Below are 17,336 nucleotides of genomic sequence, written 5' to 3'. Positions count from 1 at the left end.
TTTTATGTAAGATACATATTGTTAAATCGTAATCATTACGTATTAATAAATTTCATAATGTTACTAAATAAAAGTGAACAAAAGGAGGGCCTTTGCCCATGAAAAAGTGGATCTTCCCCATTTTAATTACCCTCGGGATTGTTGTGTCTGGATGCAATGTCGAAAATGATGAACAAACAGCTACAGATTCAATAGAAGTTTATACGACCGTCTATCCATTACAATACTTTACAGAGCAAATTGGGGGCGACTACGTATCAGTAAAAACAATTTATCCTCCCGGAGCCGATGAACATACTTTTGAACCATCTCAAAGCGATATGATAAAACTTGCTGACTCAGACCTGTTCATTTACGTTGGGCTTGGCCTTGAAGGTTTTGTTGAAAAAGCAAAAAATACCTTAGCTTCAGAAAACGTTACAATGGTAGCAGCGGCTGAAAATCTTGATCTTGAAGGCGAATCCGCGCATTCCCATGACGATGAAGGAAATGGTGAAGAAAGTCATACCCCGGATGGCAGCCACGCTGAACATAGCGATGAAGAAGACCATAGTACTGAAGGCGCTCACGATGATCATGGTAATGAAGAAGACCATAGTACTGAAGCCGCTCACGATGATCATGGTAATGATGAGGAGCATAGTACTGAAGGCGCTCACGATGATCATGGCAATGAAGAAGAGCATAGTACGGAAGCCGCTCACGATGATCATGGCAATGAAGAAGAGCATGCACACGGTGACGTAGATCCCCATGTCTGGATTGATCCGCTTTATTCAATTGAACTAGCGGAGGGAATTAAAGATGCTCTTATAAATGAGATGCCGGAGAATAAAGAGACGTTCGAACAAAACTTTACCCAATTATCAGAAAAACTGACTAACCTTGATAAAGAATTTCATGATATGGCGGAATCTGCTAAGCGGAGCGAAATCATTGTTTCCCATGCGGCTTACGGCTATTGGGAAAAAAGCTATGGGATCAGGCAAATAAGTGTGTCAGGATATTCAACTACAAATGAGCCTTCCCAAAAACAGCTTCAACTTTTGATAACAGAGGCAAAAGAGCATAATCTTAAGCATGTCTTATTTGAACAAAACGTTAGCTCCAAACTTGCTGAAATTGTTCAGGCAGAAATTGGCGGAGAGTCGCTGATGCTTCATAATCTTTCCGTTCTTACTGATGACAATATTAAAAATAACCAAACCTATTTCACCCTAATGGAAGAAAATATTGAAACACTTAGAAAAGCATTAAATGACTAAAAATGAACCTTCTTGGACACTCCAAGAAGGTTTTTTCATTTCCAAATTATGAATGAAAGGCGATTTGATCTTCCCTTAATTTGTCTAACATATCTAGCCTCAAATGAAAGAAACTAACCTTGTATCAATCACAAAAAAAGGAGTGATACGAGTGGCTAAAGATGTATTATGCGAAGTGAACAATTGCCATTATTGGGAAAGCGGAAACCTTTGTGCTGCCGAAAAGATTTATGTTGTTAGCCATTCTGGTGAAACGGCGGAAAATACTAAGCAAACCGACTGTAAAACATTTGTACCTCATGATCAACTTAGTTAATTTGATTCCAATAAGAAACCCAGGCATAATTGCCTGGGCTTTTACAGTATATACTCTTCTTCAAATATGAGCGTTTCATTAATTCTTTTCCAGTTGAGGTCGAATCCAATTCCTGGTTTGTCCGGGACACTTACATAGCCATTTTCAACACTTATTTCTGGAAGAATAATATCTTCTTCCCAGTATCTGCTAGATGATGATAGGTCTCCGGGAATTGTAAATCCTGAAAGAGAAGATAGAGCTATATTATGTGCTCTTGATACTCCAAATTCAAGCATCCCTCCACACCAGACTTTAATCCCCTGCAACATGCAAAAGTCGTGTATCTTCTTCGCGGGTCCAAGGCCGCCAACCCTTCCTGGCTTGATATTGATAACTCGGCAGCTCTGTATGCCTGCTGCCTTTCTGGCATCATCTAGACTGATAATACTTTCATCCAGGCATATGGGGGTTTTCAGGCTCCTTTGAAGCACTGCATGTTCCACTATATCATCATGTCCAAGAGGCTGCTCAATCATTAAAAGATTAAACTGATCAAGTACTTTCAACTGTTCCGTATCATCCAAGGTATAGGCTGAATTTGCATCAGCCATCAGCTGCAAAAAAGGATAATTCTGCCGAATTTCTGATAACAACTGAAAATCATTGCCCGGATTGATCTTTACTTTAACTCTGGTGTAGCCCTTTGCTAAATAATCTTGTATTTGCCGAATAGACTCTTGGATTGTTTTGGTTCCTACGACAACGCCAGCAGGGACACTCGTTCTGGTGCCTCCAAGCAATTTAGCGAGAGGCATGTTTTGGCGTTTGGCATGAAGATCCCAAAAAGCCATTTCAATAGAAGCCTTAGCCATTTGATTTCTTTTAATAGAACTGAAAAGTGCAGTCGCTTCCTCTGGATGACTAATTGTCTGCTTACTTACAAGCGGAATTAAAAAATCCTTTAACATATGTAAGCAGGTCTGTATGGTCTCCTCTGTATACCATGGTGAACTAAATGCTACTGCTTCTCCATAGCCCGAAATGCCGTCCTGTCCGATTACCTCAATTAGTATCCCTTCACGGTCTGAAACAGTCCCGAGATGAGTCGTAAATGGTACCTTTAAAGGCATCTTGATTCCATATAATTTTACAGATTTAATATTCACCAGTACCAGGCTCCTCTTCAAACCATTCACGAAGTGTTTTTCTGAGCAGCTTCCTTGATGCATTCCGGGGAAGTTCGTTCACAAATAAAAACTTTTTCGGAACTTTATATCCAGCAAGCTTTTGTCTGCAAAATCTTTCTATATCAGCAATTGTAAGCGAGGATCCTAGGCTTTTCACCAGAAAAGCGACTGGAACCTGTCCCCATTTTTCATCGTCCATACCAATGACACCTGCATCTTCGATTCCCTGCTGATCCAAAAGGGTTCCTTCAATTTCAGCAGGATAGATGTTTTCGCCACCTGAGATAATAAGATCCGAGCGCCTGTCCAAAACATATAAAAATCCCGCTTCGTCCAAATAGCCAATATCTCCTGTATAAAACCAGCCATCCTGTATTTTCTCAGCTGTAATCTCGGGTTTATTTAAATACCCAGGTGTCACATTTGGCCCCTTAACGACAATTTCACCCTCTTTTCCATTAGCGCACACTTCCCCATCTGTCCCAATAATTTGTATTTGATTAGGAAATAGGGCCTTTCCAGCAGAACCTGACTTTTCAAGACTATACTCAGGAGAAAGAGTCGCAAACTGAGATGATGTTTCGGTCATTCCGTAGGTTTGAAATACTGGAATCTGTTTACTTAGACACTTCTCTAATAATGGCAGCGGAGCTGGACCACCACCGAGCATCATGCAGCGAAGATCGGGAAAAGACGCCCCATCTGAAACTTTTTCTGTTATTCTTGTGAGCATCGTGCTTACGACTGACATAATAGAAACCTGGTACTCTTTTAAATCCTCAATTACCTTCGCTTCATCGAACCCTGTGTGAAGCACAACACCGATCCCATAAATCTGGCTCCTCATTAATATAGAATAGCCGCTAATATGGAAAATTGGGACGGCACAGAGCCATCTATCCTTCTCAGATAATCCAAGGTTAAGAGCAGAAGCAATTGCACTCCACCAGTGGTTTCCATAAGTTTGCAATACTCCCTTAGGGTTTCCTGTAGTTCCAGAAGTGTACATAATAGTTGTTACTTCATTTAAATTAAATTCATTTAGAATAGTAGGTTTGTGATTAGAGATATCATCTAACTCTGTTTTAGTTAATATTTTTAATGGGTTAACTGCCAAGCTGCTAAATTTCTCGGTCTTCTCATGAGAAGATTCATCCGTAATCAGAACTCCGCAACCCGAGTCATTCAGTTGCCAGGCAAGCTCATCTGATGTCAGCCGGGTATTCAGGATTAATGTCTTTGTCCCAAGCATTTGAAGTGCATACAAAATAACCACAGTATCAATATGGTTAGGAAGTAACACTGCAATAAGCTGATCTTTCCCGATATCATTGGCTGTCAAATTGCCTGCAGCACGATAAGCTTCCTCGTACAGTTCTTTAAAGGACAGGGATTGGCCTTCAAAAATAAGCGCAGTCCTGTCAGGAGTTAAAGCCGCTCTCTTTTGGAGCCAGTTAGGCATCGTTCCTTCCATTCTATTCACTCCTTTTTTTATAAAAGAAAGCTTCCGGTTTATTTTAAAAGTTTGTTTATTGAAGTAGACATAAGAAAACAGCCTGATGGAGACCCATCAAGCTGTAATAACCTAGAGCGTATTAAGGGAACCGCGGGAATTGACCAAAGTCAGGCTTGCGCTTTTCTTTAAAAGCATCGCGTCCTTCTTTTGCTTCATCAGTAGTATAGTATAATAATGTTGCATCACCAGCGAATTGCTGAAGACCCGCAAGTCCATCGGTATCTGCGTTAAGCGCTGCTTTTAAGAAACGGATAGCAGTAGGACTTTTTTCAAGAATCTCTTCGCACCATTTAATTGTTTCTTCTTCTACCTGTTCAAGAGGTACAACCGTGTTTACAAGCCCCATGTCTAAAGCTTCCTGTGCATTGTACTGTCGGCATAAGAACCAAATTTCACGGGCTTTTTTATGACCGACGATTCTTGCTAAGTAGCCTGAACCATACCCAGCATCAAAACTGCCGACCTTTGGTCCAGTTTGACCAAAAATAGCATTATCAGCAGCAATAGTTAAGTCACATACGACGTGGAGAACGTGGCCTCCACCAATAGCAAAACCTCTGACCATGGCAATGACTGGCTTTGGAATCACTCTGATTAAACGTTGAAGGTCTAGTACATTTAAACGCGGAATTTCATCCTCGCCAACATATCCTCCATGACCACGAACGCTTTGGTCTCCGCCTGAGCAGAAAGCCTTTTCTCCCGCACCAGTTAAAACAATAACTCCAACATTGGAATCATCACGAGCATAAGCAAATGCATCCAACAACTCCATTACTGTTTTGGGTCTAAAAGCATTGCGAACTTCGGGGCGGTTAATCGTAATTTTAGCAATGCCATTATATGTTTCATACAAAATATCTTCGTACTGGCGGCTTGCTGTCCATTCAACTGTCATTATTGAGTCCTCCTTTATGTATTCGACAAAAACTCACTTACTATTGTACCAAATTTTTCAGGTTCTTCCACATGAATTGCGTGTCCACAGCCAGGAATTTGAATATGTTGACACTTTGGTACATTTTTTTTCATCTCTTTAGCTATTTTACTAAACTTTTGATCAAGTAATCCAGTGATCAGAAGTGTCTCAAAATTGAAATGTCTTAACTCCTCCCACCAAGAAGGCTGAGTACCTGTCCCCATCCCTCTTAGACTATTGGCGAGACCTGTTGCGTTATTTTTCAAGCGCAGCTCTCTTATTGATTCCCTCATTTTTTCAGGTAAATTCCTCTGGGAAGAGAATAAAGGAATCTGCTCCCAATAATCTATAAAGTTTTCAATCCCTTGCTCCATAATCTTGAAGGCGAGCGTTTCATCCTGTCTTCTGCGGCTTTTTCGTTCTTCTAAAGAGCGAATACCAGGTGTTGTACTCTCCAAAACTAATTTTCTAACTTTCTCCGGATATTTAACAGCAAATGTAATCGCAAGCCTCCCGCCCATTGAATAGCCCAAAACATCCGCCTTTTCAATGCCAGACATCTCAAGGATTTGATTTAGACAGTCTGCGGACTGGTCTATTCCATAGTAGCTCACATCATCAGGAGAGTCTGTATGGCCATGTCCGATGATATCGGGCATGAGCAGCATAGAATGCTTGCCCCACTTTTCGCAAAAAGGCTTCCATGTCGAGGCTGACCCAGTAAAACCATGTAGGCATAAAAGCGGAAAGCCATCCTGACATAATTCTACATGGTGCTTTACACCGCCAATGACATATTCCATTAAATTTCACCATTTACATACAAATTTATTTCCTGGGAAACGCGGTTCCATAGTTCCCGATGTTCTAAAACATTATTCTCTCTTGATGTGGAAACTTCTAAAACTTTTAAACCTGAATAAGACGGAGCATTCCTCATTGCTTCATTAAAATGGTGCCAGTCAGATATGAGCTCATACGATCCGTTATACATTTCAACGATATGTTTAAAATCAATGCCGAGTGGCGTTCCGAATAACAATTCGAAATTTTCCTGGTGGCTAGACTGTGGAAGAAACGAAAAAATACCGCCGCCGTTGTTATTTATTAAAATAATATGAATGTTAAGTTCGTAGAGCTTTGCTGCGAGCAGTCCATTGAAATCATGATAAAAGGTTAAGTCACCGAGAATTAAGTACATTGGCTGGCATGCAGTGGCTGCACCAAGAGCCGTAGAAACAATCCCATCAATGCCATTAGCCCCTCTGTTCGCAAAGATTCGTATTTCCTTATTGTTATGAAAGAAGAAAGAATCAAGATCACGGATTGGCATACTGTTTCCCACAAATAAAGCAGCACCCTCTGGCAGCTGTTCTGCCAATTGATGAAATAATTTCCCTTCACTCAATTCATCAACAGACTCGATAGCTGAAAGGCCCCGCTTTGTTATCTGATTAATGTTTTGCCACACTGCTAAATTACCAGCCGTTTTTATCCCGTCAATTTGACGGATAAGATTCAAGCAAAAGTCAGCTTCATTACAGTAAATCATTTCAGTAGCTGAGGCACCTGGATCGCGCCATCCTGCTCCCTCATCGATAACTAACTGTCGTACATCATGATTTTCCTTTAAGAAGATAGACAAAGCCTTAGAGACAGGCAGAGCACCAAATCGAATGATAATGTCAGGTTTTAACAAGGTTTTGGCAGCTTCGTTCCTTAAAAAAGTATCATAGCAATCAATAATTAGATCACTAGTATGCCTTCCACTTCTTAATTGAGACAATGGGTCTGCCAGAACGGGAATATTCAGCTTCGCTGCTAGCTTCATTAAAGCACTGGAAAACTCCTGTCCATCAAGAGGTCCACAGATGATAACCCCTTTTCGGTAAAATTCCAGATCTTTACTGATTGAGCTTAATTGCTTTTCGTTCAAAGTCAGAGTGCCGGTATGAACGCTGATATATTGATTCGGGCGTTCATCATCTTCTTTAAATAATCCCTCATCTATAGTGGGAATAAGTGGTTCACGGATAGGAAAATTCAGATGAACCGGCCCAGAGGGTTGTCCTTTAGCAGTGGCGACAGCCCGGGCACATACTGTTCGAGCATACCGGATCATTTCCTTTGAATTTTCAGGTGGAGCCATTTCGACAAACCACTTTACATTATTTCCGTAAAGGTGGATTTGGTCAATTGCCTGGGGAGCCCCCACATCCCGCAACTCATGAGGCCTGTCAGCTGTTAGAACCAAAAGGGGTACCCTTGAAATGCTAGCTTCAATAATAGCCGGATAGTAGTTTGCAGCTGCAGTGCCTGAAGTACATAAGATAGCTGTTGGCTGCCGTCTTGCTTTGGCAATACCTAAAGCAAAATAAGCTGCGGATCTTTCATCAACTTGAACATGAATTCGCAGCTGTGGATGTTTCGCCATTATCATTGCAATTGGAGTCGATCGAGAGCCGGGGCTTATGACAACATCTTCAACCCCAGCCTTGACTAGCTCAGCGACAAAAGCGGCCAAATAGGCAGTTAATGCTTCCTGATGACTCATTTCACTTACCTCCAAGCGCTGTTAACATTGGTCGGAATTTAATGTTCGTCTCTTTATACTCACTCTCGGCGTCTGAATCTGCAACCACTCCGCAGCCAGCAAACAGGGATGCTTCATTTCCCTGCAGCAAGCCTGAACGTATTGCTACTGCAAACTCACCGCTATCTCTATAATCAAGCCAGCCTATTGGCGCAGCATAAAAACCTCTGTCCAGTCGCTCTACTTCCCTTATTTTTTTAACAGCTGCTTCCTTTGGCAGGCCTCCAAGTGCGGGAGTAGGATGAAGGCGTTCAACAATGTCTAACAGTGAACTATTCTTTCTGTTAATACCAAGAACAGGTGTATAAAGATGTTGAATGTCTCTCATCTTCATTAGCTTAGGCTGTTCCGGAAGAATAACTTCATCACAGGTTTCACTCATTGCTTCCTTAATCATATCCACAACATATTGATGCTCAATAATGTTTTTTTGATCTTTAAGCAAGCTCTCGCCTAATGCTTTATCAAGCTTGGGTGTCTTACCTCTGGCAATAGAGCCGGCTAAACAGGCAGTGAATAGGTGTTCTCCTTCCTTTTTAACGAGCCTCTCCGGTGAGGCTCCTATAAAACAGTCTCCATTCGATTCAAAAGCGAAAACAAAACTGTCACTTTGCTCTGTCAAAAGGTGCGAAAGAACCCCTTCAGCAAGTACTTCATCATTAAAGTGGAGCCTCAATTCCCTGGCAAGGACCACCTTTTTAAGTGGTCCGTCCTGCTTGAGGTCAGTCACAACATCTCTAACAGATGCCTTCCACTGATCTGGATTAACTTCCTCTTTATATAACAACTGAGGCCTTGTCATAAAACTTGAAGACTGAGCTCTCTCGAGAATGCTCTGCCGCTCTTTTGCTGTTTTTTCAAAAAGAGTAGTATCGTCATGCTGTGTACAAAGAATGTTTGTTGTAAAATAGGCTTGTCCTTTAATTACACTGAGCATATATTTAGGAATATGAAACAAAGACTCTGAAAATTTGGACCATAGCAATGTTTTGTTTTTAATAGGGTCGAATGAAAAACCGCCAAACATCGCTGGTCCGGTTCCATTCACATCAAAGTCATTATAAATGAGAGCAGACTCAATAAAGCGCTTCCACTCTCTCTCAACATGAAAAAAGCGGTCAGAGGACTGATCCGTTTGTATTTGCTTGCATATACCTAATCCTGAAAGATATTGTTCTCCAACTGGATCTTTCCAAAAAAAACGTTCCCCAAGGAACAGTTCCCTTCCAGCTGCATAAAAAAGAAGCGGTTCTAGATGGTCAATTTTATGGACTTCGCTCACCAAAACTGGCGCAGATATTGCTTTTGCCCTTTCAATCGCTATCAGGATCCCTTCTCTTAGCTCCGTATCTTGAATGGTAACCAAAAAAATCCCTCCAATAACAGGCTGCGACTGTTATCCTACGTTTTTAAACTTATTTTAAGATACACCTCAGGTCTTGCAATGTCAACAACTCTGGGTCCGCTCACCCTAGTTATTTCCTTATTATATTGAAAAAACTCCGACGATTTTCGATGAAATTTACAAATAGGAAGTTTTCTCCAATACCGGAGGGAAAATAGTGATTGACACTTTATATGTGAAAACCTACACTTAATATTGTAAACCAATTCCTTACTAGTTTCCTTAACTTTTTTGACGGATTTTCACCAATTTGATAAACTAATATAGTTTGTTAACTACGAAAGGAAGAGAATTATGGAAACTCAATTACAGCCTAGTTCTTCACCACTATATAAAAAAGATAATAGCTGGAGGGTATGGTGGCAGTTAACCCGGCCTCATACATTGACCGCAGCTTTTGTTCCTGTTCTGCTTGGAACAGCCTTAGCTATGGAAGTAACCAATATCCACTTTGGATTGTTTTTAGCTATGCTGATCGCTAGTCTTTTAATCCAGGCAGCTACAAATATGTTTAATGAGTATTATGACTTTAAACGCGGGTTAGATAACGAGCACTCAGTTGGGATCGGCGGCGCGATAGTCCGGCACGGCATCAATCCGAAAACAATTTTAAACTTGGCGTTTGGACTGTATGGAGTTTCTGCTTTAATCGGTGTATATATCTGCCTCAACAGTTCTTGGTGGCTCGCCGCCGTTGGTTTAATTTGTATGGCTGCCGGTTATTTTTACACCGGAGGACCAAAACCTATTGCCTACACCCCTTTTGGTGAAATCGTTGCCGGGTTTTTCATGGGCTTAATGATTATCTTAATTGCATTCTATATCCAGACAGGGACCGTCACCGTTCACAGCATTCTTGTTTCGATCCCAAGCTTTATTCTTGTAGGTGCAATCCTGCTCGCTAATAATATCCGTGATCTTGATGGAGATAAAGAGTTTGGACGGAAGACACTAGCGATTTTATTAGGAAGAAAAGGCGCCATTTACTTATTAAGCGGCATGTTTGTGATCTCCTATCTTTGGATCCTTATTTTAGTTTTCTGGGAAATGCTATCGTTCTGGCCAGTTATCGTTGCCTTAAGCATTCCTAAAGCTGTTAAAGCTGCTAAAGGATTTATTGGTAAAAGCAAGCCTATGGAGATGATGCCTGCGATGAAGGCAACTGCTCAGACCAATACAATTTTTGGATTTCTTTTATCAGTTGGACTTTTTCTTGGATATTTATTTTAATAAGCATTGAAGCCCTGCTACTTGCAGGGCTTTTTCTATAATAAGGATGTTTTTGCTGAAAACTGTACGGGTATCAAGTAAGTATCACTCATTTATCTAAAATAATTAGTGAACTGATACAGAGGATGTGATTATCTTGTTAACAGAAAAGCAAATACAATCCCTTAAACAAGAATTAATAATGCAAAAAGAACAACTGGAAAACCAGTTAGGTAATGATAATAACTATGACACAGGCACCATGAAAGAATCCGTTGGAGAATTATCTTCATATGATAACCATCCCGCAGATTCCGGAACGGAGCTTTTTGAACGAGGAAAAGGTATCGCTTTAAACGAACATCATGTGGGGGAACTGAAGAAAACAAATAAGGCTCTAAATGCAATTGATGAAGGAACATATGGAAAATGTGCTGTCTGTAATAACGAAATTTCTATTGAAAGGCTTAAAGCTATACCTAACACCCTTTATTGCTTAGATCACACACCGGAGCAGCTGTTATCAGAGGACAGGCCTATTGAGGAGGACGTTCTTGAAGATACTCATAACAGCCAGTTTCAGCGTCTTCAGAATGAGGAAATGGCTGATAATGAGGATAGCTTTGCTGATGTCGCTCAATATGGAACTTCGGAAGGCCCTCAGGATTTAAGAGGTGACCATGAAAGCTATGATAACCTTTATAAAGATAGTTCTAGCGGACAAGGCTTTACAGAGGACTACGAGTCTTATACAGCCACTAATATTAAAGGAAAGAATAGACAAGTTATTAATAACCGGGAAAAAGAAGACTATGAAGATATGCTGGATAGGGAAAAAATGCAATCAAAGATTGGGGATGTCCCCTATCACAATCGTGATGGTTATATTGAAGATAAGACCAAAAAAGAGACCGATTAATAGGTCTCTTTTTTCCTGTCCAAAATTCCTTACATTACTTCTAAGGGAACTCCCTGGCTGTGTCCCTTTTTTTGAAATAAAGGATTATCGAATGACCCCGAGAGTCTAGAACCATTTGCTACCTTTACGTCATTATCAAGAATAACCGTATCTAGTATACAATCTTCTCCCACATGGCACTTCTGCATGATGACCGAGTTTCTAATTACCGATCCCTTACCTATACGGACACCCCGGGATAAAATGCTGTTCTCTACCCGTCCTTCAATGATGACTCCATTAGCGACGATAGAATGGTGTACCGATGCATTCTTTGTATACCGTGAAGGTGGTTCATCTTTTACTTTGGTGTATATAGGCTGTTCTTTCGTAAACAGCTGTCCGAAAACATAGGGTGTCAAAAGCTTCATGCATGCTTCGTAATATCCCTTCACGGATTCTATTTTTGTCGCATAGCCTTCATGCTGATAATTACAAACGCTAAAACAACTAGTAACGTCACTCGTAACCTCAGCCATCGAAGAATATCCGGTTCTTTGACGGGATTCAATCAGTTCGATAAGCAATGAGGTTTTTAATAAATAAATCCCCATTGAAAGGCCATTCTGCTGCAACTCCGTAATGTCACAGCCGGAATTTAAGTGAAAGTTCAACACTGGCATGAAGTTCATATTAAAGACAGTATAGCTGTTAGCAATAATCGTATATGGCTGTTTACTCCGGTAAAAGTATTCTAAACTTTCGTCAAAGTGATCAAAAGATCCCGTTTTCATACTTAAACCTTCTAGTTCAGGTGAAGGAAAGAAAAACAAACCGTCTTTTTTTCGGTCAAGACCCCAATCCCTCCCTGAACCTAGGTGGTCGATCAAAGAACGGTAATGTACCTCTGGAAAAACAGCAACATTTTCAATGCCTGAGTTAACCATATTTGATAAAATAAAGTCAATCAGACGATACCTCCCTCCAAACGGTATAGCTGCTGCAGACCTGTTCATAATTAGTGTTTCTAAATTTCTATGAAAACTTGTAGCATCTATTACCCCTAGCAACTGTTTACTCATCTTTTTCCCCTTCCAATGACCATTAACGCATCAAACTTTCTAATATGGATTCATGAGACACAAGTATTACTGGGTCTTCTTTGTATTTAGGACGTATAATTGCTCCATCAGGCACTCTAACACCACACGAAATTATTGCTTTTTCAATTACGCATCCTTTACCCACTATAGCATCGGGCATAATGACAGAATGCCTTACAGAAGCTCCCTCCTCTATCGTGACCCCTTGGAATAGGACAGATTTTTCTACCTTTCCCTCTATGATACATCCTTCATTAATTAGTGCATCACAAATGCTGGCCTCTGGAGCTAGATACTGCGGCGGCTGATTAGGATTTACTGAATAGATTCGCCATGAGTGATCAAACAATTTGAGCTCACAATCTTCATCTAACAGGTCCATATTTGCCTCCCATAAGCTTTGAACCGTTCCAACATCCTTCCAGTATCCTTTAAATGGATATGCTATCAGTTTTTTTCTTTCCTCCAATAAAAGTGGAATGATATCTTTTCCGAAGTCATGGTTTGAGTCTGCATTTCGATGGTCCATCTCGAGATATTCCTTTAATACCTTCCAATTAAATATATAGATTCCCATGGAGGCCAAATTATTTTTCGGGTTGCTGGGCTTCTCCTCAAATTCAGTAATCTCAAAAGCTTCATCTGTATTCATAATTCCAAATCTGCTTGCTTCTCTCCAAGGTACTTCAATAACAGAAATCGTTGTATCGGCCCCTTTTTCTATATGAAAATTTAACATCTCTCTATAATCCATTTTATAAATATGGTCACCCGATAAAATTAGAACGTATTCTGGTTCATGTTCATTAAGGTAATTTAAATTTTGATAAATAGCGCTTGCGGTGCCTGAATACCACTTAACTTCAGAAGCCTCGCTGTATGGCGGCAACACCGTAACCCCGCCATTTTTACGGTCTAAGTCCCAGGTACTGCCTATACCTATATAACTGTTTAGGACTAACGGTTGATATTGCGTTAGTATTCCAACCGTATGAATCCCAGAGTTAGTACAGTTACTAAGAGTAAAATCAATTATTCTGTATTTCCCCCCAAACGGTACTGCTGGTTTCGCTATTCTCTTTGTAAGGCTGTTAAGGCGGCTCCCTTTCCCTCCTGCCAAAAGCATGGCAACGCATTTTTTCTTATACATTGCTTTCTCTCCCCTCTAACTGGGCGTGACGCAAGGATTACAATCTATATATATGTTTCCATAATCCCCTTCATAAGCTCCAATTTTCCTATCACTCTAAGGTATTGCAAACATTGAGCGCTCGCTCAGTTTAAATCATCAACTTTAAAAGTTTGTCCTTGTAGCAAGGTGCTTCTGGAATGTATCAATGACGCTATCCCAACTCCTCTTTTTCTGCCGAAATTGAACACACACAAGATTGAATATATGCTGAACCTGCTCATTGTATGACATGATATAAAATTATATAAGGTCAGAAAATAAGATAAGCTCAACGCCGTTAACAGCCCGCTGGAGGTGGTCTAGAAGATGAATTCCCTTTAACTTCATACCCGGTTCTGCTGCTGAGGAGGAGCTATCTCGAGCTACTTGAAACCTATCATCTCTTCTCAATATAGATACAGAAGCAGATCTTAGAGAAATAGAGCTGGAGAGCAGTCAATGACTGAATTATACTAAGCGAAAAAAGAAGGTGATTACTCACCTTCTTTCTTATATTCTTGTTGATAAGGTAAATCCCTTGAAATAGTTTTCTTATTTTAATGACAATATGCCTAAAAATAATGCGGAGAAATGTTCAAATTTGTATTGTTTTGACATAACAAGACTGGAACTAACACACACTAACTAAAAGGGAGCAAACCTTAGGAGGGAAATCATTTGGGAAACCAGGAAGAAAGATTAAATTTAGGAGAAGATAAAAAACCGCTATTCGAGGCTCCAGATGGAAAAATTCTTGCATTTGATCCTGCAAGAGGAGCCTATCCTGGTATTTCATCTGACATGGATTTGGATAACCCGGGGAGGAATCTGCCAAAAGAACAAAAACTGCCAGACTAAGACCAAAAAACAATGGCTTAGCCCGCACAGTAGATTTATTTGATATATACAAAAAAGAGGGCTGCTGACATATTGTCAGCAGCCCTCTTTTTATGACCCCTACGGGATTCGAACCCGTGTTACCGCCGTGAAAGGGCGGTGTCTTAACCGCTTGACCAAGGGGCCATGCTGGCGGAGAAGGAGGGATTTGAACCCTCGCGCCGGTTGCCCGACCTACACCCTTAGCAGGGGCGCCTCTTCAGCCACTTGAGTACTTCCCCGTGTTGGCTCCGCAGGTAGGACTCGAACCTACGACCGTTCGGTTAACAGCCGAATGCTCTACCACTGAGCTACTGCGGAACAATGTGGTATTACCTTACTTCTTAGCTAGTAACTATAAAGTAATGGTGGGCCTAAATGGACTCGAACCATCGACCTCACGCTTATCAGGCGTGCGCTCTAACCAGCTGAGCTATAGGCCCATAATTTGGAGCGGGTGATGAGAATCGAACTCACATCATCAGCTTGGAAGGCTGAGGTTTTACCACTAAACTACACCCGCATGTTAAGGGCGACTGATGGGAATCGAACCCACGAATGTCGGAACCACAATCCGATGCGTTAACCACTTCGCCACAACCGCCATTGTTACTTTCATACTGCTTATGACAGTAAAATGGTGGCTCAGGACGGAATCGAACCGCCGACACAAGGATTTTCAGTCCTTTGCTCTACCGACTGAGCTACTGAGCCATATTAAAGTATACATACCTAAATTTATATCCAAAAGCTTTGTCCCCACCTCGGAAAGCTTACTCGAGATGCAGCTCGCTGGGTACAACTCGCAGTGAATTCCTGGAGTTTATGCTCGTTGCTATACCGAATGAGCTACTGAGCCATATATTTTTTAAAAAATGGCGGTCCCGACGGGAATCGAACCCGCGATCTCCTGCGTGACAGGCAGGCATGTTAACCGCTACACCACGGGACCATATTGCGGGGGCAGGATTTGAACCTGCGACCTTCGGGTTATGAGCCCGACGAGCTACCGAACTGCTCCACCCCGCGACGATAAAAGTAAATAGAAATATTATGCTCTTAGTAAGCATTTGACTGTCCCGATCTCATAAGGCCTAACCAAGGTGCTGTTCGATCGGTACAACTCGCAGAAAATTCATGAAGTAACGCTTGTTGCTCCACCCCGCGACGATAATAGTTAAAAGATAACTTTCATGAAATAAATGGAGGAGGAAGGGGGATTCGAACCCCCGCGCGGTGTTACCCGCCTGTCGGTTTTCAAGACCGATCCCTTCAGCCGGACTTGGGTATTCCTCCGAATAATAATGTAGATGGTGGACCTTGTAGGACTCGAACCTACGACCGGACGGTTATGAGCCGTCTGCTCTAACCAGCTGAGCTAAAGGTCCGTATTTGGTAGCGGCGGAGGGAGTCGAACCCACGACCTCACGGGTATGAACCGTACGCTCTAGCCAGCTGAGCTACACCGCCAAATATATATTACATTATTATTTTATTGGTGGAGCCTAGCGGGATCGAACCGCTGACCTCCTGCGTGCAAGGCAGGCGCTCTCCCAGCTGAGCTAAGGCCCCATAGATGTTAATGGTCGGGAAGACAGGATTCGAACCTGCGACCCCTTGGTCCCAAACCAAGTGCTCTACCAAGCTGAGCTACTTCCCGAAGTAAAAGTTGAAAATGATAATGGCGCGCCCGGAAGAACTCGAATCCACAACCTTCTGATCCGTAGTCAGACGCTCTATCCAATTGAGCTACGGGCGCATTATATTTTCATATGGTGCCGAGGACCGGAATCGAACCGGTACGGTAGTCACCTACCGCAGGATTTTAAGTCCTGTGCGTCTGCCAGTTCCGCCACCCCGGCAAGTAGATAATGGAGCGGAAGACGGGATTCGAACCCGCGACCCCCACCTTGGCAAGGTGATGTTCTACCACTGAACTACTTCCGCAAAAATGGTGCGGGTGAAGGGAGTCGAACCCCCACGCCTTGCGGCGCCAGATCCTAAGTCTGGTGCGTCTGCCAATTCCGCCACACCCGCAAATATTGAATTAAATGGTGAGCCATGAAGGATTCGAACCTTCGACCCTCTGATTAAAAGTCAGNATGGTGCCGAGGACCGGAATCGAACCGGTACGGTAGTCACCTACCGCAGGATTTTAAGTCCTGTGCGTCTGCCAGTTCCGCCACCCCGGCTAAGTCACTGGAGCGGAAGACGGGATTCGAACCCGCGACCCCCACCTTGGCAAGGTGATGTTCTACCACTGAACTACTTCCGCAAAAATGGTGCGGGTGAAGGGAGTCGAACCCCCACGCCTTGCGGCGCCAGATCCTAAGTCTGGTGCGTCTGCCAATTCCGCCACACCCGCAAATATTAAATTAAATGGTGAGCCATGAAGGATTCGAACCTTCGACCCTCTGATTAAAAGTCAGATGCTCTACCAACTGAGCTAATGGCTCGGACCTATTAAAAAGTGGTGCCGGCAAGAGGACTTGAACCCCCAACCTACTGATTACAAGTCAGTTGCTCTACCAATTGAGCTACACCNTGAAGGGAGTCGAACCCCCACGCCTTGCGGCGCCAGATCCTAAGTCTGGTGCGTCTGCCAATTCCGCCACACCCGCAAATATTGAATTAAATGGTGAGCCATGAAGGATTCGAACCTTCGACCCTCTGATTAAAAGTCAGATGCTCTACCAACTGAGCTAATGGCTCGGACATATTAAAAAGTGGTGCCGGCAAGAGGACTTGAACCCCCAACCTACTGATTACAAGTCAGTTGCTCTACCAATTGAGCTACACCGGCAAGATATTGAATAAGGTATGGTGGAGGATGACGGGATCGAACCGCCGACCCTCTGCTTGTAAGGCAGATGCTCTCCCAGCTGAGCTAATCCTC

Annotated in this window: 13 protein-coding genes and 24 tRNA genes; 5 read left to right on the top strand and 32 right to left on the bottom strand. The window is 42.3% G+C overall.

The window, feature by feature from the left end; genetic code table 11:
* The first annotated feature begins 98 nt into the window (after positions 1 to 98).
* Both HRJ06_RS20980 and HRJ06_RS20975 read left to right on the top strand, forming a co-directional pair.
* Entirely contained in the window at positions 99 to 1,265 is a 1,167-nt protein-coding gene (locus tag HRJ06_RS20980; RefSeq protein WP_174734914.1) for a metal ABC transporter solute-binding protein, Zn/Mn family, read from the top strand.
* Between the two features lie 151 nt (positions 1,266 to 1,416).
* Positions 1,417 to 1,581: a DUF1540 domain-containing protein gene (locus tag HRJ06_RS20975; protein WP_174734913.1), complete on the top strand. Its 165-nt coding sequence runs from the start codon at positions 1,417 to 1,419 to the stop codon at positions 1,579 to 1,581.
* Positions 1,582 to 1,622: 41 nt separating this feature from the next.
* Here HRJ06_RS20975 and menC read toward each other — a convergent pair whose 3' ends face one another.
* The 6 genes from menC to HRJ06_RS20945 all read right to left on the bottom strand — a co-directional run bounded on the left by menC (position 1,623) and on the right by HRJ06_RS20945 (position 9,144).
* Positions 1,623 to 2,729, bottom strand: coding sequence for an o-succinylbenzoate synthase (gene menC / locus HRJ06_RS20970; RefSeq protein ID WP_174734912.1), 1,107 nt, complete (start codon positions 2,727 to 2,729; stop codon positions 1,623 to 1,625).
* Entirely contained in the window at positions 2,719 to 4,224 is a 1,506-nt protein-coding gene (locus tag HRJ06_RS20965; RefSeq protein ID WP_174734911.1) for an o-succinylbenzoate--CoA ligase, read from the bottom strand. Before HRJ06_RS20965 ends, menC begins: the two co-directional genes overlap by 11 nt.
* Before the next feature lie 121 nt (positions 4,225 to 4,345).
* Complete coding sequence (gene menB, locus HRJ06_RS20960; RefSeq protein ID WP_174734910.1) at positions 4,346 to 5,164, bottom strand: 1,4-dihydroxy-2-naphthoyl-CoA synthase; 819 nt, start codon at positions 5,162 to 5,164, stop codon at positions 4,346 to 4,348.
* 14 nt (positions 5,165 to 5,178) lie between these two features.
* A complete protein-coding gene (menH, locus tag HRJ06_RS20955; RefSeq protein WP_174734909.1) occupies positions 5,179 to 5,988 on the bottom strand; it encodes a 2-succinyl-6-hydroxy-2,4-cyclohexadiene-1-carboxylate synthase in 810 nt (269 codons plus the stop codon).
* Positions 5,988 to 7,739, bottom strand: coding sequence for a 2-succinyl-5-enolpyruvyl-6-hydroxy-3-cyclohexene-1-carboxylic-acid synthase (menD, locus tag HRJ06_RS20950; RefSeq protein ID WP_174734908.1), 1,752 nt, complete (start codon positions 7,737 to 7,739; stop codon positions 5,988 to 5,990). The genes menH and menD overlap by 1 nt, the downstream gene beginning before the upstream one ends.
* A 1-nt stretch (position 7,740) precedes the next feature.
* A complete protein-coding gene (locus HRJ06_RS20945) occupies positions 7,741 to 9,144 on the bottom strand; it encodes an isochorismate synthase (RefSeq protein ID WP_174734907.1) in 1,404 nt (467 codons plus the stop codon).
* Between the two features lie 333 nt (positions 9,145 to 9,477).
* Here HRJ06_RS20945 and HRJ06_RS20940 point away from each other — a divergent pair, with 333 nt between their 5' ends.
* Both HRJ06_RS20940 and HRJ06_RS20935 read left to right on the top strand, forming a co-directional pair.
* Complete coding sequence (locus HRJ06_RS20940) at positions 9,478 to 10,413, top strand: 1,4-dihydroxy-2-naphthoate polyprenyltransferase (RefSeq protein ID WP_174734906.1); 936 nt, start codon at positions 9,478 to 9,480, stop codon at positions 10,411 to 10,413.
* A gap of 136 nt (positions 10,414 to 10,549) precedes the next feature.
* Complete coding sequence (locus tag HRJ06_RS20935) at positions 10,550 to 11,311, top strand: TraR/DksA C4-type zinc finger protein (protein WP_174734905.1); 762 nt, start codon at positions 10,550 to 10,552, stop codon at positions 11,309 to 11,311.
* Positions 11,312 to 11,340: 29 nt separating this feature from the next.
* Here HRJ06_RS20935 and HRJ06_RS20930 read toward each other — a convergent pair whose 3' ends face one another.
* Both HRJ06_RS20930 and HRJ06_RS20925 read right to left on the bottom strand, forming a co-directional pair.
* Positions 11,341 to 12,372 carry a GlgC family sugar phosphate nucleotidyltransferase gene (locus HRJ06_RS20930; RefSeq protein ID WP_174734904.1) on the bottom strand — a complete coding sequence of 344 codons (1,032 nt, stop codon included), beginning with the start codon at positions 12,370 to 12,372 and terminating at the stop codon, positions 11,341 to 11,343.
* A 22-nt stretch (positions 12,373 to 12,394) separates the two neighbouring features.
* Positions 12,395 to 13,543: a glucose-1-phosphate adenylyltransferase gene (locus HRJ06_RS20925; protein ID WP_174734903.1), complete on the bottom strand. Its 1,149-nt coding sequence runs from the start codon at positions 13,541 to 13,543 to the stop codon at positions 12,395 to 12,397.
* Between the two features lie 699 nt (positions 13,544 to 14,242).
* Between HRJ06_RS20925 and HRJ06_RS20920 the strand changes: the two genes are divergently transcribed.
* Entirely contained in the window at positions 14,243 to 14,422 is a 180-nt protein-coding gene (locus HRJ06_RS20920; RefSeq protein WP_174734902.1) for a hypothetical protein, read from the top strand.
* 93 nt (positions 14,423 to 14,515) lie between these two features.
* On the opposite strand, the gene HRJ06_RS20915 is transcribed toward HRJ06_RS20920, so the two are convergent.
* The 24 genes from HRJ06_RS20915 to HRJ06_RS20800 form a co-directional block, all read right to left on the bottom strand.
* Positions 14,516 to 14,587, bottom strand: a tRNA-Glu gene (locus tag HRJ06_RS20915).
* A gap of 4 nt (positions 14,588 to 14,591) precedes the next feature.
* A tRNA-Ser gene (locus HRJ06_RS20910) sits at positions 14,592 to 14,682 on the bottom strand.
* A gap of 4 nt (positions 14,683 to 14,686) precedes the next feature.
* Positions 14,687 to 14,761, bottom strand: a tRNA-Asn gene (locus tag HRJ06_RS20905).
* A gap of 45 nt (positions 14,762 to 14,806) precedes the next feature.
* Positions 14,807 to 14,883: transfer RNA gene (locus HRJ06_RS20900), tRNA-Ile, on the bottom strand.
* Positions 14,884 to 14,889: 6 nt separating this feature from the next.
* A tRNA-Gly gene (locus HRJ06_RS20895) sits at positions 14,890 to 14,963 on the bottom strand.
* Between the two features lie 8 nt (positions 14,964 to 14,971).
* A tRNA-His gene (locus tag HRJ06_RS20890) sits at positions 14,972 to 15,044 on the bottom strand.
* A gap of 34 nt (positions 15,045 to 15,078) precedes the next feature.
* A tRNA-Phe gene (locus HRJ06_RS20885) sits at positions 15,079 to 15,154 on the bottom strand.
* A gap of 162 nt (positions 15,155 to 15,316) precedes the next feature.
* Positions 15,317 to 15,392, bottom strand: a tRNA-Asp gene (locus HRJ06_RS20880).
* Between the two features lie 3 nt (positions 15,393 to 15,395).
* Positions 15,396 to 15,469: transfer RNA gene (locus HRJ06_RS20875), tRNA-Met, on the bottom strand.
* 174 nt (positions 15,470 to 15,643) lie between these two features.
* A tRNA-Ser gene (locus tag HRJ06_RS20870) sits at positions 15,644 to 15,736 on the bottom strand.
* A gap of 15 nt (positions 15,737 to 15,751) precedes the next feature.
* A tRNA-Ile gene (locus tag HRJ06_RS20865) sits at positions 15,752 to 15,828 on the bottom strand.
* Positions 15,829 to 15,833: 5 nt separating this feature from the next.
* A tRNA-Met gene (locus HRJ06_RS20860) sits at positions 15,834 to 15,910 on the bottom strand.
* A gap of 26 nt (positions 15,911 to 15,936) precedes the next feature.
* Positions 15,937 to 16,012, bottom strand: a tRNA-Ala gene (locus HRJ06_RS20855).
* Positions 16,013 to 16,023: 11 nt separating this feature from the next.
* Positions 16,024 to 16,100, bottom strand: a tRNA-Pro gene (locus HRJ06_RS20850).
* A gap of 22 nt (positions 16,101 to 16,122) precedes the next feature.
* Positions 16,123 to 16,199 (bottom strand) — tRNA-Arg (locus HRJ06_RS20845).
* Positions 16,200 to 16,213: 14 nt separating this feature from the next.
* Positions 16,214 to 16,302 (bottom strand) — tRNA-Leu (locus HRJ06_RS20840).
* Between the two features lie 10 nt (positions 16,303 to 16,312).
* Positions 16,313 to 16,387, bottom strand: a tRNA-Gly gene (locus tag HRJ06_RS20835).
* A 5-nt stretch (positions 16,388 to 16,392) separates the two neighbouring features.
* Positions 16,393 to 16,477: transfer RNA gene (locus HRJ06_RS20830), tRNA-Leu, on the bottom strand.
* A gap of 66 nt (positions 16,478 to 16,543) precedes the next feature.
* Positions 16,544 to 16,632: transfer RNA gene (locus tag HRJ06_RS20825), tRNA-Leu, on the bottom strand.
* Positions 16,633 to 16,640: 8 nt separating this feature from the next.
* A tRNA-Gly gene (locus HRJ06_RS20820) sits at positions 16,641 to 16,715 on the bottom strand.
* 5 nt (positions 16,716 to 16,720) lie between these two features.
* A tRNA-Leu gene (locus tag HRJ06_RS20815) sits at positions 16,721 to 16,805 on the bottom strand.
* 15 nt (positions 16,806 to 16,820) lie between these two features.
* Positions 16,821 to 16,896: transfer RNA gene (locus tag HRJ06_RS20810), tRNA-Lys, on the bottom strand.
* A gap of 180 nt (positions 16,897 to 17,076) precedes the next feature.
* A tRNA-Lys gene (locus tag HRJ06_RS20805) sits at positions 17,077 to 17,152 on the bottom strand.
* Between the two features lie 15 nt (positions 17,153 to 17,167).
* A tRNA-Thr gene (locus tag HRJ06_RS20800) sits at positions 17,168 to 17,243 on the bottom strand.
* Positions 17,244 to 17,336 lie beyond the last annotated feature (93 nt).

It is taken from the genome of Mesobacillus harenae, assembly GCF_013343715.1.
Taxonomy (GTDB): domain Bacteria; phylum Bacillota; class Bacilli; order Bacillales; family Cytobacillaceae; genus Mesobacillus_A; species Mesobacillus_A harenae.
This window is presented reverse-complemented; position numbering and strand designations above follow the sequence as displayed.